We start from the raw sequence: 22,511 nt of genomic DNA on the forward strand, positions 1-22,511 counted from the left end.
AAGTTTTCAACTTGTCGCCAATTGGCGACAAGCTCAACACTATGCTTAACAACGGTTTTGGTGATTTGTAATTTTACTTATCAAGAAGAGTGCTCATGAGTGTCTTGCAATAAATCTAAACAATTTTTAAGTTGTCGCCAATTGGCGACAACTTATAATTCAACCACATCAGCAACCGAGCTTCATCCTGTTTGCCAACCTCACAGCGCGATTACCTACTTGATTGGCCCACTTAGAATTCAGCATTTCTGCAGCCGCTTTATCAAAGTTGTTTTCTTTAAGCGCTGCAGACATATTTTTAAATTTTTTAACTCCCGAAAGGCCAAGATTAAAAAGCATTTCAGCAATAACAGCTTTACGCTCGTCGTTCAAACTTAGCCAATAGGGCAGGGATGTGCATTGGTCTAACACTCGTTCAATATCATTATTGAGCAAGTAATTTGCTTCATCGTCACTAATACCTAAATCATCAAGATTACGGCCGACACCAATCGTTAACTTACCAACAGTATCACGATAAGGCTTGAAACGAACACCTTCCGACTCTTTGAGCGAATCAATTAATTCTTGCTTATTCATGATACCAACTCCTCAAAACGATCTTGGACATTTAAAATCTGTCCCACGCTATTTTTAACTGTATTAGCAATATCCTTAGACTGCATAGCACCACTATCGACTTTAGAGCGTATATCTTGAGAAGAAGAGTAAAGTTCACCGGCATCAGGGTTAATTTGAGAAGCGGCACTAAAGCAACAGCCATAACTATCCATAAAGTCGGTACCAATTTGAATATAAGAAAGCATTCCGCCAACGCTACTGATGACCTCATTGGATAGCTCAGTTAATTTGGTGCGAGTATCAAATGGTTTATTTCCTTCTTCGCCTATTTCTATAAGGGCTGATTCGAGTGAATTGATACACGCTTGAGATTGCTCTTGAGCGTTCGGATCGTCAGGATCAATGGCATTTAAGCAATTCATCGCGGGTTCTAGCTTATCCCATATTGCGCCGCTCATTGCATTGTTAACACCATCACAAATGGATTTTGTGACTCCTGCCCAATCCCCATCAATCCAAGAGTTAGCCGCTGCATCGTATTGGGTTGTTTGGATTATACTGTTGGAATAATCGGTAAGCTTGCCACCTATATCTCCATGCAAGCCTGCCATCGTATCCGAGTATTTTTGAAGGTCAATTCCAGCGGGATACAATTTAGTTTGTAAATCAGTAAGTGTACTGGAATATTTTAAATAGCCAGTATCAAAGCCGGTAGCCATATAGACGAACTCCATTAACACAGTTAAAGTGTGGTTATTATTTGAAGGGTAAAATTATGAATAAATTATTTGCTGTAATTACTGCTTGTTCTTTTGCTATGGTGTTGGTGTTACCTTCATTTGCGAATAGGGCAACACTTTCAGAGCCAGAAAAACCACTTCATATTGATTTTTCTAAATGGAAAAAAATTAAATGTAGCACTATCGGCCTTAAAAAGGACGACTGCAAAATGTGCTTGCAAAGCATAAAATATAGTGGGTCAAAGTGGTGTGTTTCATATTCAGAAGCAGAGAAACAAGCTGCTGCAGACAAACATAAATTAAAAGGAATTCCATTAAGCGAAACATATAAACACAAACCCCAGCAGTTATGGGATTAAAGCTTTAGTTTTATATTTCCTTCTATCCTAGTTGTATAACCTCTACCCTCAATGTATTGATGAGTCGCTTGACTAACAACCCATTGTTCATCGATATTTTTTTTAACCCCTGTTAAATTAACGGGGAATTGCGCCATCAAAAAAGGATTGCCAACTAGATTTACACTGAATTGACCTTTGCATCGTTGAAGCCTATGAAGCTCAGCATGGGCCGACACTGATGCCTCTAATTCATTTGCTAGATAATTAGGCATCACATAGATTGGTTTTTTACCAGAACCAGCATCAATTTTACCAGCGAGGCCAGTGGCAAAATCATGATAATGCGCCCGCACTGTGTTGTATTGTAGACGACGATCATATGAGACTATGTAGTCTAAAACATTACCTGTTTGGACATCGATATTTATAGGGTCTAAATCCACCCCCGAAGCCCTTTTACCTGTCCCTGCGGTCACAAACACAATTCGATTATGCGTACATTTAAAAACACAGCCCCGATCTCTAGCAAAGCGCGTTAAAAAGTTCATGCTGCTTTCATTGGTTTGTGCGATGTATTTTACCACTTGATCGGCGACATCGTGGCCGACGGTTACTTCATACATCTTTTCATTGGTATTTACGTTGCTGGTGGCAATTTCCTCAATAATTTCTTTGACGGTTTTATTGCTAAAGCTGCGGCTCATCACTTCTTTTAAGCCAACGTACATGTCCATTGAGGTGGCCGTTACAGTGAGTCGTCGAGGCCAACCGGAGTAGGTGGTTTGTGTGACAGTAAATTCGCCCATCGTCACTAAAGGGCTGCCTTCATAACCGAGGTTAACGCGAATTGAGCTTTTAGTGTCCGGGGCAATTAATTTGCCATCTGCATCATCGAGTACAAAGGTCACACTGTCGCTCGACATGCCAGAATAATCGTTCACGGTCATAGAGAGTAGACGGCCTTTAAACGCTTCGGTGCGATCATTAATGGTGCCGTCTGGCCCATAATTTACAATAGAGTAAGTCGGAGTCATGATTGTCCTTAATTAAATAATTGTTGGGTTTCTTCGGTCTGTGCTTCGGGAAGGTCCGGTAAAATTAAAGTGAGTTCGGCGGGGAGGTGAGTGCCATAACTAGATAAAGTCGGATTTGATTTAAATACGGCATCTAAGGCATCACTGCGCTCACCATAAAACTGATAACAAATCTCATCCACCACGTTATTGCTTTTGGTTTTGTATATCTGTGCCATAGTAAAGTAGCCTTAAATTAAACTCGATTTTTTGAGGCGTTTGGCCAATGAATTTCGATTGGGTTTCGGTGACCTCTTCAATGACCCAGTATTCATGGACCTTGCTATCATCAGCGAGTAAAAGCGGCTTACCCTCTTGGGCAATTTTCCTCATTGTATCGACTTGATCTAAGCCGCCTTGATAGTAGGGAAAAATCACTCCATCCAAGCTAATACTGTCTTCGCCCTGGCCTAAAAACTGCAAACTCTGACCACCTCCAAATGGTTCGTTTTTTGCCCAGCGCATTGAGGTTTTGCGTTGTAGTTTATTGTAGCTGGCAGTCTTCACCGAAAAGTGAAAACTGCCGAGCTTCATCATTTTCAAGGTTGACCTCCCAGCGCAATCGCATCATACATCGGGTTAATATCATAGATTCGTTGCTTGAGCTCGTTGGCACTGTGCTTAGCAATATCTTGTGCTGATTGTCCCTGACTGCTGTTGATGCTTTGGTTAATGTGATTGTTTATTGTGATTTCATTTTGCTGTTGGCTATTGTGATTATTAACTTGGCTTGTAGCCATCTGTTTGACGTGCTCTTTCGGATCAACCAAATCAACAATTTTTTGACCGGCTTTATTTCCAAACCAGCTGCCAATTAAAGAGCCTGCCACGCCACCAATCCAAGTGCCGACCACGGGAATCACCGAGCCAATCGCAGCCCCTGCAATCGCCCCAATGGCGCCACCAGACAAGCCACCCACATCACCGCCAATACGTTTTGCTTTTTGGTGGCCAGTCAATGCCTCATTTGTGGAGGTGCTTAAAATATCCATGCCCGTGCCGAGTAGAGCGAGCGGTCCTAACACTTTGCCAAACTTACCTAGTACGCCACCGATACGCCCTAAACGACCGAGCTTTTTCGCCTCTTTCAGTGGGCCTTTTTTCTCAATATTGCCAAGCGTTGAGCCCAAGCTACCACCTAAATCTCCCATATTCGTCACATAAACCGGTGTAGCAGTAGCCGCACTGATAAGACCTCCGGCCTTACCTAAACCGCCCAAGGCTTTACCCCCCATTTTACCGAGCTTGCTTTTACCCACTTTATCGAGCCACTTGGGTTTGAGCCGTGAGAGCCAACTGCTACCTTCTTTGACAGCACCACCGCCTGCACCTAAATAAGAGCCGCCCAGTCGGGCATAATTGCCGACTTGTCCAAGCAAAGCACTTCCATAACCAAAGGCAAACTTCCCGACCTTAAACACGGCTAACGCGCTTAACGCACTAAATAAAACGCGGGTAAAATTTGGGAAAGCTTGGGAGGCTTCACTGACTCCAACGACTAGGGAGGTGAGTGGGGTGATAATGCCGTTGACCACATCCAGCATCGGGCCGCCAATCGTCATTGAAAGCACATCTAAATTTGAGGTGAGTTTTTTCCATTTAAATGACGTGTGTTTGGCCATCTCGGCATATTTGCGATTGACAATCCCCGGTGCATTTTTCATAAGGTCGGTGTAGTCTTTGGTAGCCTCTTTCATCGCATTTAAAGTTTGAGCAATGGGGCTGGCCATCTCACTGCCAAAAATGCCGGTGAGCTGCTTGATTTGTTCGTCTTTATCGGTCGATAAGTTCTCCTTTAAATTTTTCAGTGTGGCGAGCAATTCCATATTGCCTTGAGTGTCGCGGACAATATATTGACTGGCATTTCCTTTAGCAGAAAGCTGGGTCAATATGGCACGAAGGGCGGTCCCTTGGGTACTGGCGGCAACACGCCCGTTGGCCATCATCCCCAGCACAGTGAGCCCTTGCCCTAAATCCACACCTTGCTGCTGCATAGAACCGGCGGCATATTTTAAAGCCTCATTGATGGCACTAAAGTCCTGATAGTGGAACTTCATTTGTGCCGCCGTGAATAAATCCGTCACCTCCGTATTGGCTTTTTTGACCGCATTCGGGTCATTCATGTTGATTTTATCTTTGTAGAAGTTGTTAATCGCACCGGCCACATCATTGGCAAGCGTTGCATTATCCACCTTCATTAAACGCGCCGCTTTTGCCACCGGTACCACCGCTTCACGTCCAGAGGTATTCCCTAAGCCTGCCGAATTAAAGGCGTATTGAATTTCATTGGCACCGGCAAAGGTTGTTACACCCATGCGTGCAGCGTTGAGCGACGCATTTTTAGCTAAACGTGCAACTTTCGGATCCACTTTGCCTAACGATAAAACGGTATTGAGATAATCGCTCGATTCTTGCGCTTTTGCTGCATTCACAATCGGAAAAGCAGCCGCTGCGGTGGTGGCCACCGTTTCCATCAGGCCCCCGCGCAAATCAGCACGATGATCACGGTTTTGCTGAATGCGATTGAGTGAAGCATTTAAACGATCGGCACGGCTCGTTACCGCCTTCATTGAGTTTTCTAAGCGCTTATTTTCCTGGGTTAACTCCCGTGTATTAATCCCGGCTTGTGAGAGTGATTGGCGTAAAGTGGTCGCTGAATTGCGCTCTTTATTAAACGCACTTTGAGCCTTATTCGCCGTTTTAACCAGGCCCGCTAATTTAGCTTGATGCTTGCTGGTAACGGTGGTTAATAATTTAACTTCTTCTTGGTAGTCCGCGCTGGCCATCTTTGCTTTTTTAAGCTTAATACCGAGCGCAGTGAGTTTTTCGGTTTGCTTTTGAGTTGCTTGACCTGAGCGATTAACTTTTTCCTGAAAACTTGAAAAGTTAATTTCTGCTTGGCGCACATTGCCGGCCAAGCGGTTTAATTTTACGAGTTGTTTGTTGGTGGGTGATTCTAATTCTTTTAGCGTTTTTTTGTAGTCGGCAATTTTATGAGAGGCCTCTCGCCAGGCTTTACCTGCTTGCTTGGTTTTAGCCTCCTGTTTTTGTAAAGCAGACACATTGCCCATCTGCTTTTTAAAATCTTTAACCGTTGAATTTAATCGTTTCAGGCGATTGTCGGCACCTTCAAACGTTTTTTTAAAGCTAGAGCCTAATTCAGCACCAATCCTAAGACTGATGCTTTTGTTGTCTGAATTCATGATCAACCGCCTGCTTGACTAAATCTTGGTGTTCTTTTGCGGTGTCCATCCACTCAGACAATTCGATTTCAGAAAGTCCTAAAATAAAATCGATGCCTAAGCGGGAGGATTTGTTTAAACTGAAAACTGCCAGCCTAAGTTCTTTTAAGCTGGCAAATCGGTAAAAGCATTAATAATATTAACCACCGCAAAGTAATCGCTATTATCCAACTGTAAAATGTCGTCTTGAGTATGGTCCGTTAAATTCGCGACCATCTGTATTTCATGCTCAAGTTCATTTTGAATGTCTTTTGTTCTAAAGCGATCACCGACGGTCATACGGCGAATGTTGAGTGTTTTAATGTTTTGAGTGGGATATTTTAATGTATATTCTGTCGTCATGAGATGTTTCCTGTTGATTTTAAAAATGTTTTTGTTCTATAGTGAGCCTCTTGCGTTAATCAAGTCCGCAAGAAGTACAGCAAAACGCCCTCAGCAGAGGGCTTCTTTTTTAAGAAATACCGGCTTTTGTTCGCACTGCGGCTAAACGATCTTGTCCACGCACTTTATAAATCCATCGTTCAATATCGATGTTATAAAGCTCTGTGCCCTCTTGTTCGAGGACATAAGAAGAAACTTGAACTGTGAATTTTTGTTTAAAAATAGATTCCGATGAAATGGGATCGGTTTGAACGCCGATAATCCGCCCTTGAATAGTGGCTTTTAAACCGACAACGCCCTTTTCATTTTCCAGCGCTGGGGTAAAAACAAAGGTCGCTGTTTTACCGGCCTCAAGCCCAAATAAGCTCAAGGTGTCAGCACTGGAATAATGCAGGGTAAACTCTAACTCCATTTTTTCTAGTCCCACCGGAATCCCCACCGAGGACATATAGCCTCCTTTAAATTCCTCAATGGTTTCTTTTACTTCGGGCAATTGAATATCAGTTACCGCTCCGGCCTGTCCTTGACCGGCAATCACTAAATTAAAAAGGCGTATGCCTTGTGCTAATGCCATGCTCGTTTCCTTAATTTTTATGAATTACTGGAAGATGTGCTTTGCAATTGTTTTGTTAGCTTGCAATTAATGGTTTGAGCCGGAGAGGCGACACTAAAATCAATATCAAAATAAGATTGACCTTGGTCCAGTGCAGTTTCTGTATTTAAATCTTTGTTTGCTGTACAGGTGCCATTCACTGCGCTATCTGATTGCAAGGATAAATCCCGCATAAACCCATTAATCGATGCTGTCACATTATTAAAATAAGAGGCGTTTGTGGGTAAATCGACCGCCCACATCAATGTTTCATCAAGTGTGTCGCTAATCATACTGGCAACACGTCGGGCAGGCTCAAAAGCGAATTGCGAATCTGTTTTAAACGCACAGGTGTAGTTTCCCCATGTCCTAAAACCACCGCCATAATTCACGATACAGGCGACGCCTGCTCCGTTCAGTAAGTTTGAGGTCGATGACGGGTTATTTGCATACTCAACCGGGTAGCTGGTTCCAATAACGCTATTGACCTTTTGATTCGATGACGAGCGCCATACTCCCTTTTCATTGTCTGTTTTGGCGCGAATCGCCGCCCATAATGCAGACGGTGGGATCATATCAGCCACTCCTGCGGCCTTAATCCAAGGATCGCAGAGCATGGCGTTGTTATAGCCGGTTAAAGGCGATGATTCTGCCGTTAATATTTTAATGGCATCGGAGGCCGAGCTGCCTGGACCATCCAAATAACAAAAAGCATCCATCTCATCAGTTAATGTGCATAAGGCGCTGGCCACATCAACAATTTTTGAGAATGAAGGCACACACAATATTTTAGGGGTGAGTCCTAAAACGCTTTGCGCATCAATCAATACCTGCATTCCTGTTCGGTGGCCGGAGCCATTGACCCCGCCAATGATATTTGTTTGTGTTGTTTTATCGTCGGCTCCCTCATCCACTCGAATAACGACACAAGTAAGATTCGCTTGATCAAACATTAAATTGAGCGCATCCGGCAACGAACCTTGTGTAATCGGTGGATCCGTTTCCTTCGTGGGTTTATTGCTAATTAAGCCTGCGAGTTGCGTTACATCGTTGACTAAAACGGGCGTATTCACTGGGAATTTTGCAGGGTCCGCCCAGCCTGCGGTTCCAACAATACCGATGACTGAGGTGGCCACCGCACTAATTGAGCGTGTCGAATTATCAGAGATAGACGAAACCACGCCATGCACAAAATCTGCCATAGTTTTTTCCTGTGTTGTGTTGAAAAGAAAGAGATTAAAAAGGCACCATTGTCACGCTGAGTTTCCGGTTAGAGACGCCACGAGCTGCTCCCGGTGGGGCAGTAAATCGAGCTTTCCAACCCGTTTGAGTGGTATGTTTACCTAGAAACACCGAATAAGTGGCAGAGCCGTGCCCGGCTGAGCCGCGTTGTTCATATTCCATGCTGTAAGAGTAATGCTCGACACGTACCACCCCGGAAGGGTCGATAATTTGTACCATCGCTCCCCGTGTACCGTTTGCACCTTTCGTTGCTGAGGCTTGAGCCATAATTAAGCAATTGCCTAAATTGCCAGATTGAGCGGTGAACTCAATATCATAGTCTTGATCAGGTTGGCCGTTCTCAATATCTAATACTTTTTGAAATTGACCAACGAGTGAACCGTGTAGATTTTTAGCCGTTACAAATGTATCTGCATTGCCTGCATTCACTTCGGCTTGTGTTGCTACTTTAATATCAACCTGCAAAGAACCATCCGCATTTTGTGTACGGTTTAGCGTATTGCTTCTAATGGCATCCGGCGTATTATCATTGCGAATCCATAAACTATAAGGTTCTTCTGATGGGGTTTGATCGCTATTAATATATTGGGCGCGTGAATAAACCCGACCTTGGTCATCCTGAATCAGTTGAAATGTCTTTTTATGGGCGTTGTCATCGACAAAACAAGTGAAGCCATTGTAAAAGACACGATTCGACGGGCTATTTTTACATTCCCAAGAATAGTGGAACTTTGTTTGGGTGTGGCCATTCCAGTCATTCGTGTTAAAACAAAACTGATTGGCATCAACAAGTAGGCTATCTATTCTCTGCCATTCAGACCAGGTTTTACCATCACGCGCTAAGATTCGGCTATATTTGCGATAGCCCGTTTTTGTAATATCTTCAAACGAAACAAACTCTTGATAACATCCATCATTGTCCGCATAAGGATAAACAATCAGAAAACCGAGTGATTTAGGAGTATTTTTCCAGCCATTGCCGGTTCCTGCGTACACCCCGGCCTGATTATTAAACGTATTTGCATCGCTATTTGCTGCATTTAGACAGCGACCTGACGGTGCCACCATTCTCCAAGAGGCGGTTTTTTGCGAGCTTCCATCACCAAAGGTGATCGCATTATCAGGTGAAGCTAAATGAATGTCACCATCACCGACCCAAGCAATTCGTTTATTATTGTAATAAAAATTAAGCACATTATTAGCAAAATCAATTTTACAGCCAGTCGAGTTGTAAATTTTATCCTGCGTATTGAGTTTCGCCCATGAGCTCCACCCCTCTTTTCCTTTTTGCGTTGTTCTAACACAAACACCCCGCCCTAAATTAGACCAGGGGATTGCAAATTGAGAAGCAGAGTCTTTGCCATTTCCCATCACAAGAAAATTAAACCACTCACCACCAGGGTTCGTATCGCCGATGGGATTATTTTTGGGGACACCGCAATAAATACCAGAGGTAAATAAATCATTTAAATCAAAGTCAGGGGCTAAGTTTTTTGCGGTTCCGTTGGGATTGGTAAGGTTATATGAAACTGTTTTTTGAATATAGCCATCAGGAAACTTTAATCCCTGAATCGGTAAAATATTGTTTGATAATTTGTTAGGCGTTACGATTTTACTGTCATTGCTTCCTGTCACCATATCGGCATCTGTTGCCGTATACGCAACTCCTTTCACCACTTCGGTCGCTTGCGGTAAATTAATTTGTCCCTGAACAAAATCAATATTATCGGTGTTAGAAAAGCCTAAATTATAATATTGCAATAAGGGCGTCGCACTGGCTTTTTGCAAAACGGGTTTATTCTGGTCATTGCTGGAATAAACAGCAAATAAAATACCATCCTCAGTAATTAAGCCAATTTCATAAGCAACATAAGCATCTGTCGTATCATCGATAAATTCCACTCGAACTTGCGCGGCGTCTAAATCTTGATAGCCGGTTTCATTAATGCGTTTAATTTGGTGCTTGAGCGCCGTTGCGGTTTTATCCGCTTGCCAAATCCCACTCCCCACAGCAAGGTGGCTAATCACCAGGTTTGTTCCTTTTGACTTTGCATTGGCCAGAGCTTCACGACCGACATCAGTCAGTATCGGTTTTATAATCATTCACCACCTCATCGATTTGAGTTTTTGCTTGTGTCTCTGCGAAAATTGCAGACTGTTGATCTTTTGCAGCGCTCACTTGTTTTTTACCAAAAGCGCGATCACTTTCTATTTTTGCTAATGCAACTTGCTCAGCTTCATATTGAGTGATAACTTCCGTTGCAAACTGCTCAATATTTTCATCCAAACGCCCCGCTTCGATATAAAGAAAAGGGTAATCTTGATCGTTGGGGGTCGCTGTTTGGAGATAATTAACAGCCTCTTGATAACGCTGGCGTGACACTTCAGGATCACTGCCATCATCAACAATATTGCTCCGTGCGGCAATGGAGGCTAAATCAATTTGATCACATAGCTTCACCTTCACTGCCGCCAAAATAATCGGTTCAGGCACTTTCACAGGTGGGTTTTCTGTATCAAACGAAGGGTAATAGACACTGTTGCAGGTCAAAGAGACAATCACACTTAAGCTCCTTGCGACAAATCAATGTTGGATAAAATATTAAACGGCTGCTGAGACGAGCTTGCGTTTTTATTAAAAGCGCGCTCTGAAAAAATTGTTTTTCTAAGCAGAGTGCTATCAATCGAGTTACCATTTAAATCCTGAAAACTGCTGGTAATATGAGCATAAACAGGATGGGCCGCTTCATTGATGATCACATTGGGGCGTTTACCGGTGGGGTTATATTTAATGGCACCGCCATACATCGCAATATTAATAATTCCGGGCCCGCTTGGAATCTGAATAAATGCGCTCTGACAGGTCACATTACATTGATAGGTTTTAACAGTTCCTGCTTGATCATCGTAGCGTGTTACCATGCCTGACCAATTCACCGAGTCGGGTAAATCTGCGGTGATAAAATCAATATTATAAAAAGAAAGCACGGAACCCCCTGTCGGTATAAAACCAGAGGCGCGATCGTTTGTAACTTGTTGATTGGCAATAACCGCCGCATTATCTCCCCAGCTTCTAAAAACAATGTATTTATTTTCAACAGGCAGTTGTGTTTGTACGGTATGAGTTTGCGCGCCTTTGAGATAAACAAAATTGCGCTCGCTCATCGAGGAACATAACTTAACCGCTTGATCAATCGTGGTCACGGGGTGATCTTCGGAACCATCGGCGGCATCATCACCATCTTGGTTATCGACATAAAAAGTCTGAGGTTGGCGCAAAATATTAATCACGTGATTTAAAGTTTCGGGAGTAATTGCATGCTCAGTGTTGCCCTTGTTTAATGCTTCTGTCTCTGTTGCAAGCTGAATCACCCCTTGCTTATCGGGGGTCGCCTGCGGATAAACAGATTGGCCCGTGCTAGTAATTGTAATTTGAGGTTGACCCGAGATTGCAATATTGTAAGGCACGGTCAATTGAGAAACGGGGGTTTTTTGAAGCAAGGGGTTGGCGGCATCATCCGTAGACCAAATCGCAAACAATACATTGTCTTTAGTCATAAAACCGACTTCGGTGACGCTATAACGATCATTCGAAGAATCAACAATGGTTGAGCGAATTTCACCTAAGGCAATATCTTGCACCGACACAACGGGCGTGTCTTTAAAGGGTTTTAAAAGCTGTGTATCTAATTTGCTGGGCTGATGTAAGCCAGTCCCAAGTGAGACATGATCGATTACTAAGGCGATGCCTTTTTGTTGAGCATTAATTAAAGCGTTCATCCCAACATCGGTAATGGTTGGAATAATTGTTTTTTGGTCTGTCATGGGTGTTCTCTTAGAGTTCAATGAAGGCGTCGATTTCTACAATGGCAAGCCCTTCATAGGCATTGCCAACAAATAAAGGCTGGTCGTATTCAACAGGAATACAAAGCTCCACATTTACCTGGCGATATTCATAAACTTCAACGCTTGAGCCGATGTAAAGCTGATTTGAGGGTTGGGCGATTAAATTTAAAACAAAGCGATCACTCGCCCGTTTTGAGTTCACGACTGCGTTATAGGTGCGGTCGAGTAAATCCTGAGTGACATCGTTTTGCGTAACATAAGCTTGCACTTCAAAATTAAATGGCTTGGGCGTCTCTAGCTTCCACCACTCAAGTAAATTCGCCTTAATTCCCACCGAAGTCAGGGCGGTTTTAATGCTGTAAGGCGTGCCTTTAAAACGATGGACAATCAAGCTATTGGCCACTACATCGCGCTTTCGTTGCTCGGGCCAACTCTCATCCCAATAATCGACTTTAACGAATTGAGCGAGCCAAGGCAGGAATTTAAGCGGACATGAATACGGGTGATACAGCACACTAAAATCAAAATCATTCACGCATACTTTTTCTGCCGCCGCATCTAATGCAATTTGTATTGCTGTCGCATTTGGAGTGGTCAGTTTAGACATTTTTCACCGTTAAATTAATTTGATCATCCGCACAATAAGCCGCTTGAGTCGCTGTTGGGATAATTTTGTTTGCAGGTTCTTCGAGTTCAATATCAATGATCGGCGATTGTTCGCTGTCAGATTGCTTGGCAATGTAGGCATAAATCGCCCCACTCACAGCGCTCGGGGTGACTTCTCCGCCTAGTCGATAATTATTGCGAGCAAATAATTTTGATGCCGCATAGGCCGGTTCTAGAATGGTGGAGGCCGATGGTCCCGACGGAATAAAAATGGTCCCCTTAATCGAATAATTAAGCGCTGTTTCTTTAGAAACCACATTCACAACCACTTGATCATTATTAGGTCGAACCTTCTCTTTGGATAGCGCAGTTAAAATGGTATTTTTTAAATCGGCATCGCTAACTGTGCTGGTTAATTTTTTAAGTGCTGTCACTGTGACCGTGCCTTCTTGTCCTTCCGGTGGCATTGTCGGCACATAGGCACTTTGCACATCTAACGGCGCCGCTTGTATCGTCAAGGCTTCATAGGCATCAATAGGACCGGCCACTGATAATAATGCCGGTGCGGCTAAAACACGCTGCCGAAAGGTTTCATCATCTTCACCGGCTTCGGGCGTTAAGCCATAAAAAGCCCCTAGATTATAGAGGTTGGTTTGATTGGCATAAGCAATTAAATTTTGTTCACCGGCGCGCTGAATGTCTTGACGACGAATGTACTCGCGATAACTGGCATTTTGAATTGAAATAATCGCAGGGTCAGAGTTCGTTAAAGTAACCGTCACCCCCTGTTCTTTGAGCTTTTCATAAAAAGTATCGAGACATTCTTGATAAATCTCATCATAAGTTTTAATCACACCAAAATCTGGCGCAGGCACTTGGGCCAAATTTAAGGTATTACTCATATCGCCTCACTGTATTGATAGGATTGGCCATCGGGATAGGTCGCGAAACTAATCGATAGGCGTAATTTTCCATTGTCGAGCGCTTCAACTTGGGTTGAGCTCACTTTGAAATAAGGTAAGCCTTGATCTTGAAGTTCTTTCGATAGATTTTTAAGTGCGCCATCACAGGCCATGACAATGTCAATTTTTATGCTGTCTGTGATCGGTGCGTCTAAAATTTCGCATAAAGTAGTGCCATACCACCGCCGCATCACACGGGTATTTTTAGGGGTCGTTAAGCAATCGCCAATCAATTGAAATAAATAATCAATCCCTTGGAGAGATTTACCGGTTTGACTGCACATGCCTTGAAGTTGATCGAGCGTATTTTTCATGCATTACCCTATATAAACCTTGGTCGCGCCACTTTGTGCCATTGAGCCACAACTGAGTGGATCATTGGCTCTGACCACCCCTTTACCCTCAATCATGACCTTCATCGACCCGACACTCGACACGGCATCATGGGTGTTACTGCCACAGGTATGGGGTGACCAACTATCACCAATGCGAACAGCGAGCTTACCCTCGATAAATACTTTTGAACACGCCGAGGTGGCCACTTGAGGAGGAAAGCAGCCGTGGCCGCTGGAAAAATCATTTAAACGCACTGCTAAATTAGCCAATGTTGATTTGTTTCCCGTTCAGGTTTAAATTTTCAGTCGCGGTATTGCTAATGCTGCCAGTGGATTGAACCGACACATCGCCACTACTGGTTAAGCTGTAATTTTTGCAATTCAAGTTAATATCTCCTGTTGTTTTAATACTTAATTTGCTTTTTTCTGTGTCATATTGCAGTTGTGCACCATCTTCAAAGGCGATGGTAAAATGTTTTTCGCTGTTATCGGGCGGCACAAAACTTTGACTGTAAAAACTTCCTGAAATATACGCCTGAGACGGCTCACCAAAGGGGGCAATAACTTCGACTTGCTCGTCAATTTGTGGCGTCCACCAAATGGTATTTTTATTCGCTCTAAGCGGTTTCCAGCGCATCCACTCAGAAATTAAAACCGAATTATCCTGAATAAATTTAACTTTAGCTCGGGCGTTTTTTGCGTCTAGCTCAACAACGTTGCCAATACGGCAAAGCTGATAGAGTCGGCGGCGTAAGTCATTAATTTGATAACTCAGTTGTTTGAGTTGAATCTCTATTGGATTGTCCAAGGTCGTATTCCCGATAATCATCAATGTGTTTAGGGCCAGTTTTAGGCGCAATTCCAACAAATGCCTTGTCAGGTTTAACGAAGTTAAAGCTCGACTCACCCCAAGTAAATTCAGCACTAAACTCAACCGTCCAGGCTTTAGCCCCTTCATAATCGGGGCTAAAATCATTACTCCGAATCGTGCGAATGTGTAGATTTTTAGCTTCGGCCTTATAGAATTCGGCATGACTTAACTGGTAAGCGGATTCAAGCGCTAAATGCTGGGCATCAATATGGGCCGTATTGCTTTTATTGGCAACAATGCAATCTAATTGAAAATGAGCGGTACAGCCTAAAGAACCATCGCTTTTCTTTTTGGAGTGAAGTTCTGTCAATTCTAAATACAATGCCGGTGTTGCAAATTGACCTTTTTCTGTGCAGTAATAATCCGCACTTTGAACGGGTTCAATTTTTTCAGACAGCGTATTAATAATAAAGTCATGTAATTTTTGAATCATCGCTGTGTGGTACTCCTCAACTTATCATCTAAAATGTGGTAAAACTTTTTCTCCGCTAATACGCTGTATTTATCAAGTAAACCGTCAAAATCCAGCTCAACTGTGGGAGTCATAATGGGCATGCGAGATCGACTTTTGCGCTGCCATATTTTCCCGTTGGCAATAAATGCCCCGGGGATTAATTTTTTAATACTGGGTAAATACACGCCTTGTTGCGTTTGAACGGCTCGACCAAAAATATTTGCATTCATGCCACGCACTCCAAGCCACAACCAACTCACGGCTTCATGATTAAATACTTTGGCACGACCAAATAATCGTCGCTTTATCTCTTTGAGTTTTAAAGGGTATTTTTTCTTAACTTCTTTAATGACCTGAGACGTGAGCCAGCGATTTAAATCTTTTATCGTATAAAGTAATGCTTGATTGTATTGTTGCTCTGTCGCGGCAAAATCATCTCTTAATTGCTCAAGCTGTCTAAGCTCAAGTGTAAGTTCGGCCACTGGATGCTCCTTTTTGAATGAGTACAATATCAACACACACCGGATAAATAGGTTCGATATGATCAACGCGATAATTCATGTCTTTAATAATTAAAATATCACCGTCATTAATCTCTACGGCCTCCTTTGATAAAAGTCGCAAGGTGGATTGTGTCGTTTGTAAATCCACCGCATTCCCTAACGAAGGATCAATGTAGTGCTGGTCGAATAAACCAATGACTTCCGAGCCATCGGCTTTTGTGACGCGCTCACCAATGCGAGCGCAAGCCGCTTTAAAAGCGGCAATTGCGATATCATCAAACATAAAAATTAACTTTTTGCTTTGATGGTCAGTTTAACTAATGTGCTAGGACGCAAGCACATAAATAAAGGGTTTGATTGGGTATGAATATCAATACCGCGGTTATGTTTCTTTGGCTCTGCCGAGGCATAATAAGGTAAGCCGATGGTGTTCACCGCATTATTAAAGTTCGCAGGCGCGGCATAGTAACGGAAAGTTTGGCGTGTTCCGAGTGGAAAGCCATATCCTGTCGCAGTTTCAATAAACTCTTTGACAGTGCCCCCCGGCAAGGAAACCGAAGCATCATACTCTTCAAAAGTTAACCCTGCAAAGGTAAACCCTTTTGAGTTGTCATCCCGCAGCGCAGCCCCATTATTCCAACGCTCATAGGCTTCTTTAACCTGGGTGTTATTGGTGAGTTGATCCATAAATTCAGCATCGACCAACACATAGGGTTTATCCATAATATCGCCCAATAATCCATCTTTTATGTGACGAACCACTTTGCGACAAGCCGCTTTCACATCAAAGCTCTCATTGCTAAAGTCAAACTCAACTGTATATTGTTTAATACCAAACTCTTTAAACCAATCATAAATAAGTGTGCCGCCCCCATCATAGAGCTTGCCTTTAATGCACTGCATCCGCATATACTCATGAGTAATATCATGATCGGCTTTCATTTCTTTTAGGCGTTCTGCCGTTGCACGTGGCATCGACTCTAAGGAGCTGGTTTGACCAAACGCACGTACATCTTGAAAATCTGCTGCATCTAAAACACTGTCATGAGGAATATGGGGGACGCTGAAGCTACGGACAATACGCTTTTCATTCTCTTTTTGGTCGCCATCTTCACCCCATTTTTTGGTTTGAAGTAAAACGAGCTGACCTTTTTTTGATTCAATACTAACTGAGCGCGTATTGATTCCTTTAAAACTAAACACACCGAGCTGGTTAATGCGCCCATACGTGTTAGGAATGAGGTTCATCGCTTCGGTCAGTGTTGATGCTTTAAAGGCATCTTCATCGTTATAAAGATAATTCATAATAATAAGGCTCTCTTAGTTACGTGCTTGAATAAAGGTTTTTTCTAAATCAGCCAGTGCTTGGGCTTGCTGTTCGCTAGTGATTCCTTCAGGCCACTGTAGGTTCTTACCAAACACCGCCGCTGTGTTGGTTAGAACAATCACTTTTCCATCGGCGCTACTGGCATCTTCATTATCAATGGAGACCGCACACGCCGTTTGACTGCCATCGGTAGCGGTTGGGTCCAATGGAACGTATTTATTTTCTTCGGTGATTTTGCCGAGCACAGTGCCATACACTGCCTTGTTGCCCGTTTTTAATATCACCGTGCGGCGGCTTAATGAGTTATTCAGCTCGTAGAGTAAAACATCACTCAGTACCGCGCCTTGTACAGATACAATTGGCATAGTGTCTCCTTAACCTTCTTCACAAAATTTATTGAGTAATTCCCCGAAACTGCTTTTATTTTGAGTCGGCGTTTCAGGGGTGGTGGTGGTGTTGATATGCACCTCATCGCTTTGATTTTCAGCGTTCGCTGAAACAATGTTTTGCGCTTGCTCTAGCGTGAGTCCATTACTAATCAAGCTTTGCGCCATATGGTTTTGATTGGCTTGATTGCACAAATTGAGAATATTAGAAACACGCTCACGCTCCACCGCCACAGGGTCTGTATGGCTCTCAGTCACCGGTGGTTTCGTTGTCGTTTTATTTTCAATGGGTGGCGTGGACGTTGTTTTTTTCGTGGACATATTTTGTATCCTTTTTAGGTGGTTGGAAGACACTTTGTTTTGTGGGTTAAAAAAGTGATTAGTGACAGGTTCAGAATGTAAAATATTGTCGATAAAACCGAATGATTTAGCTTCGGCAGCATCTAAATAACTCACATCATCCATCAGTTCTGATAAGGCATCTTCACTCATGCCCGTTTTAGCGGTGTAGGATTTAATGATGTTATTTTTGACTTTATCGAGGACTTCGGCGGCTTTTCTCATCTCATCGGCATCACCGCGAGCGACAGTGGCAGGGTTGTGAATCATGAATAACCCTAAGTGATTCATGCTGACCGAATCCCCCGCCATCGCAATCACTGAGGCAATCGATGCCGCCATGCCCTGAATTTCAACTGAAACGTGTGCGTTGTGTGCTTTTAATAAGCTATAAATGGTAATGCCATCATCGACACTGCCACCGGGCGAGTTGATTAATACTTTAATTTCGTTGATTTCATTACCAAGCGCATTAAGCTCATTAGCGAACTCTTTGGAAGTAATGCCCCAATAGCCAATTTCATCATAAATTTCTATTTTTGCAGACGAACTGCTCAAGGCTTTCATTGAAAACCATGAATTTGTTTTCATCGGTTGTTTTCCTATATATTTGAGATAAAGAAGCAGCTAAAGGAGTGAAAGATGTATAAACGTCTGGTGTTTTCTTTGTGCGCCGCCGCTTTAATCGGCCTTATTGTATTGCTGTACTCGTGGCTTCATCTATCGACTCATCACCACTCTGCAGCAAGCCATTTGTCGCCGTCTGTCCAGGGTTCGAGTCAAACACAAGGCCTAGTTTCTGCATAAGTGTCTGGTCTTTGGCAATCTCTTCGAGTAAATCTTCAGCATCACGCCCTTGCATAGCCGCTTGTTCACTCAAACTAGTGAGTCCTAAGCGCAGCATCGTTTTAATTGTTGCTGCATCTTTATCGGGGTCGACCGACTGCCAACGCTGGGCATGCCAACGAATATCAATGTAATCGTTGCGATATTCTGAATAGCTTGGAAGGTGGACTAAATTATACGTCGACAGCGTATCTAAAAAGCTCGCCACAATCGGTCGACAGAGTTGATGCACAATCAACTGTTGTTGCAGTGCTTCGCATTTGCGCCGAAACTCAATCAATGCTGCGCGTAAACTCGCTTTATTTGCATCTGAATAATCACCGCTGACATGTTGAGAAAGCACACCGGCACCAATGGCCACATTACGCAGCTCTTGCTGTATCCATGCCTCATAATTCGCTCCCACATCCGCCGGTTGCGTCATTTCAATTTCTTCATTATCACCCAGTGATACGGTCGTGCCTGGATTTAGCCCCATAAAGTCGGCCGGAAAATCTTCGGGCGAGGAGCTGTTACTTTCTTCGCTGTTGGTTTTATAAAACGTTGCATCGTTCGGGTCGCCAACGCCCACCATGTTTTTAATCCAAAACACCACCATCGCCGCCGCTTGTTTACGTGTGAGTTCAGCAAACATATACTGATCAAGCATTCTTAACGTGGCAATAATCGCAGTTAACCAAGGCACCCCACGCACTTGCCCGGCACGAATCGGCTTAAAAATATGGATGACCTTATCTGCCGTTAAGCGTTGGCGCTTATTGATGGAGGTCATATTGTTGTCTTGTGGGTGGTGAGTCCAAACATGATAGGCCACCCGTTGACCTTTTGAATTAAATTCAATTCCCATGCGAATCTGATTGCCGTTGGCGTGAGTCTCACTGTAATTTAAGTCGACATAATCCGACTCAATCACTTGAAACTGCAAAGGAACAGGAATTTTATTCAATCGGCGCGGCTTTTTAATTAAAAAGCATTCGCCGGACTCCATCACTTCACGGGTAACTAAGGTTTGTAAACCATATATGTCATTGTGACCATCATAATCACAATGACGACTAAACAAGCTCCAATAACGTTGTAACTCCTTTTTTAAAGTATCGTTTTGCTCATCACTCAGTGGAATATTTCTAGATTTAAAATTCCAATTGGGTCGAATCCCCGTACCAATCAAATTCGCTGTATAACTTTCAATAATCCCAGCCGCCCAGGCATTATTTCGTACTAAGGCGCGACTGCGATTGCGTAAAGTTTCTAACGAATCAATCATCACCGCATTAGGACCATCGCCGGTTGCAAACCAACGAGAGAGCTGACCTTTTCGTGAAGCACCATCATATTGATTCACGGCGGACCATGATTTTTTATTCCAATCAAAGCGCACTTTGTTTTTCATAAGCCTTTACCACCGACAATGGTTGAAATACGGCTTTTTTTGCTGACTTGTTGGCACATTTTGCTTAAAAGCAGCTCTAATTTAGGTAAATCCGCGGTCGCATAATTCACTGTTGTGCCATTAAACGAAACAGAGGTCGTGCGTTTACCTGTGGCCAAGTCAATAATCGCTTGGCGCACATCATCAATATTTTGTTGTGTATACATTTATCGCCTTGAATAAGTGGTGCGTCGTCGTTTTTTCGGTGCCTGTTCGGCATCTTTAACAACAGGCTGCAGTTTGTGAATATTGAGGCTAAGAGCTGCGGTTAAATTAAGCACCTCACAATCGAGGTAGTGGTTTTCACCTTCTTTTTTCCACTCAACCTTGCCTGTTTCTGAAATATGCCGCGATTCTGAGGCCAGTTGTTGGCAATAATCTTGAGGGCCATTTTCATCGGCTGAAAGATGAAAGGCTCCACGCTGGCCATTATCAAAATTAAAGCGCGCATAAAGCCAAGTTTTCATATAATCCGTATTGTATTTAATCAGCCGTAAATTTCGCGCATTGGCTGCCTTTGATTTTTTCTTTTCATCAAAGGTGGTAAATGAATAACTACGCACCATCGTTGGATAGCCTTTAGCTGGAAAGACTAAACTCGGAAATAACCGGCAATATTCATAAATTTTATGAATCGATTGTTCCTTGCCTCGATGTGATTTATCCAGTGGATTCCAGCCAGAATCGACTAAAATGCGATGAATCGGTAAACCATCAAAGTCACGCTGTAAAACAGTGGTGAGCTCATCCCAAACCTCTTGGTGCTGAGTCTCAGTTGAGCCACGACCTGCTCCGTACAAACAGCCACTTTCTAGTTGCCAAGATTCATAATGAGCGCCCCAACCGCGAATGCTGTAATAGAGGCGATCCCCTTGAACATCCACCCCGGCGGTAATGATCTGCACTTGTTCATGCAGTTGTCTGAAATCATAGGGCTCACGCTTTTCTAAAAGCACTTGATGATCAGGCGTTTCGCCGACTTCTGCATAAATCTCACCAAAATCTAAATTCACAACCCCCTGTATTTCTTTTGGATCGCCGCTATCAATCGCTTGAACATAGGCTTCTGCCCGCTCTCCCCAGCTTACAAACGGACTCATTAACCCTGAAATAAAATAACTGGCGGTCGTGCTTTGTGGCGGCTCGCCTGTGACCTTGCCTTTTTTATTGATGGTTTGACTGGGCGCAATAAAGCGGCCCTTTTTATTCATTTTGCTACGGTGACTCGCCTTATCAATAATGACCTCATCACAATGAGGGCAAACTAAGCCTGCATTATGCCTTGCCTCAAACGGTGTACAGTTTTTAGGAAAATAAAGGTGCTGTCGTTTGGGTGCAAAATATTCGCCACAAGGCAAAACAGGGGACGGCCCACTCATAGCGTGTGCCTTGCAAAAATAAACGCCAAGTTGGGGATTGAATCTCTTTTTCACTTTCTTCATCCGGTATTTTCCAAAGCTCAAGCCCTGAATCCTGATCAATCTCTGTGTGCGCGTGGCCCCGTGTCGGCGTGCTAATCACAAATGTCATCCCATCGGGATAAGTTCGTGTTCGTGCCTTGGCCTGCTTTAGAATATCGCCTTCTTCATTTGACGGTTTGCGATCATATTCATCAACAATCACCCGACCGGCGGGTGCGCTGGCCAAAGAAGAAGCAGAACCGGCCCAGCCCATTCGTAAACTAGTCCCTGCTATTTTGTAGTGGGTTTTGTTATTTTTTTCGCTCGTGCTTTGTTTGGCATTTAATGAGTCGCATAATCGAAACATCTGCCGCACACGCGGTTCAAAATACTGCTCAATGTTATGTTTGGTTGGGCCCACATAAATAATCGGTACGGGATCATCATCAAGCGTGTACCCGATAAAGTTAAGTGTCATTTCGGTTTTGCTCATTTGGGCACCCATGCAAACGACAATCATTTTATATGCGGGATTAACTGATGCTTCTAAAATGTCAGTGACATAAGGGGTTACGCCACAATCAAATTTACCAGGGATTGCGCTATCGGCAGGTAGTTCACGTTCTTGGTTCGCCCACTGTGCTGGGGTTCTGTTCGGCGCTGGCTTGATTGCCTCCATGACCCTCGTCATCAGGTAAATTTTCTTGTCTTGTGATGTACGTACTAAGTTCGTTTTGTGCATGTTCTAAACAGTTTTCTATATCTTTTTTAAGCATTTTCTTAATCACGCCTGGACTATCGATCGATGCGAATTTATGAGAACTGCGCCCCGATAAACTATTAAGAGCAGTGCGTATCCCAGCAAAAGCTGAAACAATCACATCGGTTGCTTCATCAATTTTGACGACGTTATTTAATTGCTCTTGGTATTCAAGTTCGCGTAAGTCACTTTGAGAGTCCAGGTTACGAATGCGGGCAGTTTTTAAATCTAAACTCTCAGCATCTGAACCCGCTTCTTCATCTTTATTAATA

At 43.4% G+C, this 22,511-nt stretch carries 29 protein-coding genes; 1 reads left to right on the top strand and 28 read right to left on the bottom strand.

Going from position 1 to position 22,511, the window contains the following annotated elements; translation table 11 throughout:
- Positions 1-168: 168 nt before the first annotated feature.
- Both BGC07_RS17895 and BGC07_RS17900 read right to left on the bottom strand, forming a co-directional pair.
- On the bottom strand, positions 169-579 hold the full coding sequence (locus tag BGC07_RS17895; RefSeq protein WP_069314424.1) for a glycoside hydrolase family protein: 411 nt from the start codon (positions 577-579) through the stop codon (positions 169-171).
- Complete coding sequence (locus BGC07_RS17900) at positions 576-1,280, bottom strand: hypothetical protein (RefSeq protein WP_069314425.1); 705 nt, start codon at positions 1,278-1,280, stop codon at positions 576-578. Before BGC07_RS17900 ends, BGC07_RS17895 begins: the two co-directional genes overlap by 4 nt.
- A 56-nt stretch (positions 1,281-1,336) precedes the next feature.
- Between BGC07_RS17900 and BGC07_RS17905 the strand changes: the two genes are divergently transcribed.
- Positions 1,337-1,660 carry a hypothetical protein gene (locus BGC07_RS17905; protein WP_069314426.1) on the top strand — a complete coding sequence of 108 codons (324 nt, stop codon included), beginning with the start codon at positions 1,337-1,339 and terminating at the stop codon, positions 1,658-1,660.
- On the opposite strand, the gene BGC07_RS17910 is transcribed toward BGC07_RS17905, so the two are convergent.
- The 26 genes from BGC07_RS17910 to BGC07_RS20960 all read right to left on the bottom strand — a co-directional run.
- Positions 1,657-2,676: a contractile injection system protein, VgrG/Pvc8 family gene (locus BGC07_RS17910; RefSeq protein ID WP_069314427.1), complete on the bottom strand. Its 1,020-nt coding sequence runs from the start codon at positions 2,674-2,676 to the stop codon at positions 1,657-1,659. The genes BGC07_RS17905 and BGC07_RS17910 overlap by 4 nt on opposite strands.
- Positions 2,677-2,684: 8 nt before the next feature.
- Complete coding sequence (locus BGC07_RS17915; protein WP_069314428.1) at positions 2,685-2,894, bottom strand: tail protein X; 210 nt, start codon at positions 2,892-2,894, stop codon at positions 2,685-2,687.
- Positions 2,863-3,252: a phage tail protein gene (locus BGC07_RS17920; protein ID WP_069314453.1), complete on the bottom strand. Its 390-nt coding sequence runs from the start codon at positions 3,250-3,252 to the stop codon at positions 2,863-2,865. The genes BGC07_RS17915 and BGC07_RS17920 overlap by 32 nt, the downstream gene beginning before the upstream one ends.
- Positions 3,253-3,254: 2 nt before the next feature.
- Entirely contained in the window at positions 3,255-5,918 is a 2,664-nt protein-coding gene (locus BGC07_RS17925) for a phage tail tape measure protein (protein ID WP_069314429.1), read from the bottom strand.
- Positions 5,919-6,062: 144 nt separating this feature from the next.
- Entirely contained in the window at positions 6,063-6,299 is a 237-nt protein-coding gene (locus tag BGC07_RS17930) for a phage tail assembly protein (protein WP_069314430.1), read from the bottom strand.
- A 109-nt stretch (positions 6,300-6,408) separates the two neighbouring features.
- Positions 6,409-6,912 carry a phage major tail tube protein gene (locus BGC07_RS17935; RefSeq protein WP_069314431.1) on the bottom strand — a complete coding sequence of 168 codons (504 nt, stop codon included), beginning with the start codon at positions 6,910-6,912 and terminating at the stop codon, positions 6,409-6,411.
- A 17-nt stretch (positions 6,913-6,929) separates the two neighbouring features.
- Complete coding sequence (locus BGC07_RS17940) at positions 6,930-8,132, bottom strand: phage tail sheath subtilisin-like domain-containing protein (RefSeq protein WP_069314432.1); 1,203 nt, start codon at positions 8,130-8,132, stop codon at positions 6,930-6,932.
- Between the two features lie 34 nt (positions 8,133-8,166).
- A complete protein-coding gene (locus BGC07_RS17945; RefSeq protein ID WP_069314433.1) occupies positions 8,167-10,275 on the bottom strand; it encodes a phage tail-collar fiber domain-containing protein in 2,109 nt (702 codons plus the stop codon).
- Positions 10,250-10,735, bottom strand: a complete 486-nt coding sequence (locus tag BGC07_RS17950) for a hypothetical protein (protein WP_069314434.1) — start codon at positions 10,733-10,735, stop codon at positions 10,250-10,252. The genes BGC07_RS17945 and BGC07_RS17950 overlap by 26 nt, the downstream gene beginning before the upstream one ends.
- Positions 10,736-10,737: 2 nt before the next feature.
- Entirely contained in the window at positions 10,738-11,997 is a 1,260-nt protein-coding gene (locus tag BGC07_RS17955; protein ID WP_069314435.1) for a phage tail-collar fiber domain-containing protein, read from the bottom strand.
- Between the two features lie 10 nt (positions 11,998-12,007).
- Complete coding sequence (locus BGC07_RS17960) at positions 12,008-12,625, bottom strand: phage tail protein I (protein WP_069314436.1); 618 nt, start codon at positions 12,623-12,625, stop codon at positions 12,008-12,010.
- Positions 12,618-13,526, bottom strand: a complete 909-nt coding sequence (locus tag BGC07_RS17965) for a baseplate J/gp47 family protein (protein WP_069314437.1) — start codon at positions 13,524-13,526, stop codon at positions 12,618-12,620. The genes BGC07_RS17960 and BGC07_RS17965 overlap by 8 nt, the downstream gene beginning before the upstream one ends.
- A complete protein-coding gene (locus BGC07_RS17970) occupies positions 13,523-13,900 on the bottom strand; it encodes a GPW/gp25 family protein (RefSeq protein ID WP_069314438.1) in 378 nt (125 codons plus the stop codon). The genes BGC07_RS17965 and BGC07_RS17970 overlap by 4 nt, the downstream gene beginning before the upstream one ends.
- A 3-nt stretch (positions 13,901-13,903) precedes the next feature.
- Positions 13,904-14,191 (bottom strand): PAAR domain-containing protein, encoded by a 288-nt coding sequence (locus BGC07_RS17975; RefSeq protein ID WP_069314439.1) that lies wholly within the window; start codon positions 14,189-14,191, stop codon positions 13,904-13,906.
- A complete protein-coding gene (locus BGC07_RS17980; protein ID WP_158007017.1) occupies positions 14,184-14,750 on the bottom strand; it encodes a phage baseplate assembly protein V in 567 nt (188 codons plus the stop codon). Before BGC07_RS17980 ends, BGC07_RS17975 begins: the two co-directional genes overlap by 8 nt.
- Complete coding sequence (locus tag BGC07_RS20955) at positions 14,680-15,225, bottom strand: hypothetical protein (RefSeq protein WP_069314441.1); 546 nt, start codon at positions 15,223-15,225, stop codon at positions 14,680-14,682. Before BGC07_RS20955 ends, BGC07_RS17980 begins: the two co-directional genes overlap by 71 nt.
- Complete coding sequence (locus BGC07_RS17990; RefSeq protein WP_069314442.1) at positions 15,222-15,728, bottom strand: hypothetical protein; 507 nt, start codon at positions 15,726-15,728, stop codon at positions 15,222-15,224. Before BGC07_RS17990 ends, BGC07_RS20955 begins: the two co-directional genes overlap by 4 nt.
- Entirely contained in the window at positions 15,709-16,032 is a 324-nt protein-coding gene (locus tag BGC07_RS17995) for a head-tail joining protein (RefSeq protein WP_069314443.1), read from the bottom strand. Before BGC07_RS17995 ends, BGC07_RS17990 begins: the two co-directional genes overlap by 20 nt.
- 5 nt (positions 16,033-16,037) lie before the next feature.
- Positions 16,038-17,054 carry a major capsid protein gene (locus BGC07_RS18000; protein WP_069314444.1) on the bottom strand — a complete coding sequence of 339 codons (1,017 nt, stop codon included), beginning with the start codon at positions 17,052-17,054 and terminating at the stop codon, positions 16,038-16,040.
- Positions 17,055-17,069: 15 nt separating this feature from the next.
- Positions 17,070-17,441, bottom strand: a complete 372-nt coding sequence (locus BGC07_RS18005; protein ID WP_069314445.1) for a head decoration protein — start codon at positions 17,439-17,441, stop codon at positions 17,070-17,072.
- Between the two features lie 9 nt (positions 17,442-17,450).
- Positions 17,451-18,392 carry a head maturation protease, ClpP-related gene (locus BGC07_RS18010; RefSeq protein ID WP_069314446.1) on the bottom strand — a complete coding sequence of 314 codons (942 nt, stop codon included), beginning with the start codon at positions 18,390-18,392 and terminating at the stop codon, positions 17,451-17,453.
- Positions 18,393-18,492: 100 nt separating this feature from the next.
- Positions 18,493-20,040 (bottom strand): phage portal protein, encoded by a 1,548-nt coding sequence (locus tag BGC07_RS18015; RefSeq protein WP_069314447.1) that lies wholly within the window; start codon positions 20,038-20,040, stop codon positions 18,493-18,495.
- Complete coding sequence (gpW, locus tag BGC07_RS18020) at positions 20,037-20,246, bottom strand: gpW family head-tail joining protein (RefSeq protein WP_069314448.1); 210 nt, start codon at positions 20,244-20,246, stop codon at positions 20,037-20,039. Before gpW ends, BGC07_RS18015 begins: the two co-directional genes overlap by 4 nt.
- Positions 20,247-21,458 carry a terminase gpA endonuclease subunit gene (locus BGC07_RS18025; protein ID WP_158007018.1) on the bottom strand — a complete coding sequence of 404 codons (1,212 nt, stop codon included), beginning with the start codon at positions 21,456-21,458 and terminating at the stop codon, positions 20,247-20,249.
- Positions 21,385-22,158, bottom strand: coding sequence for a phage terminase large subunit family protein (locus BGC07_RS18030; RefSeq protein WP_158007019.1), 774 nt, complete (start codon positions 22,156-22,158; stop codon positions 21,385-21,387). The genes BGC07_RS18025 and BGC07_RS18030 overlap by 74 nt, the downstream gene beginning before the upstream one ends.
- The coding region (locus BGC07_RS20960; RefSeq protein ID WP_158007020.1) for a hypothetical protein at positions 22,097-22,511 on the bottom strand (415 nt) is incomplete at its 5' end. The genes BGC07_RS20960 and BGC07_RS18030, both read right to left, overlap by 62 nt.

It is taken from the genome of Piscirickettsia litoralis (assembly GCF_001720395.1).
GTDB classification, from domain to species: Bacteria; Pseudomonadota; Gammaproteobacteria; order Piscirickettsiales; family Piscirickettsiaceae; genus Piscirickettsia; species Piscirickettsia litoralis.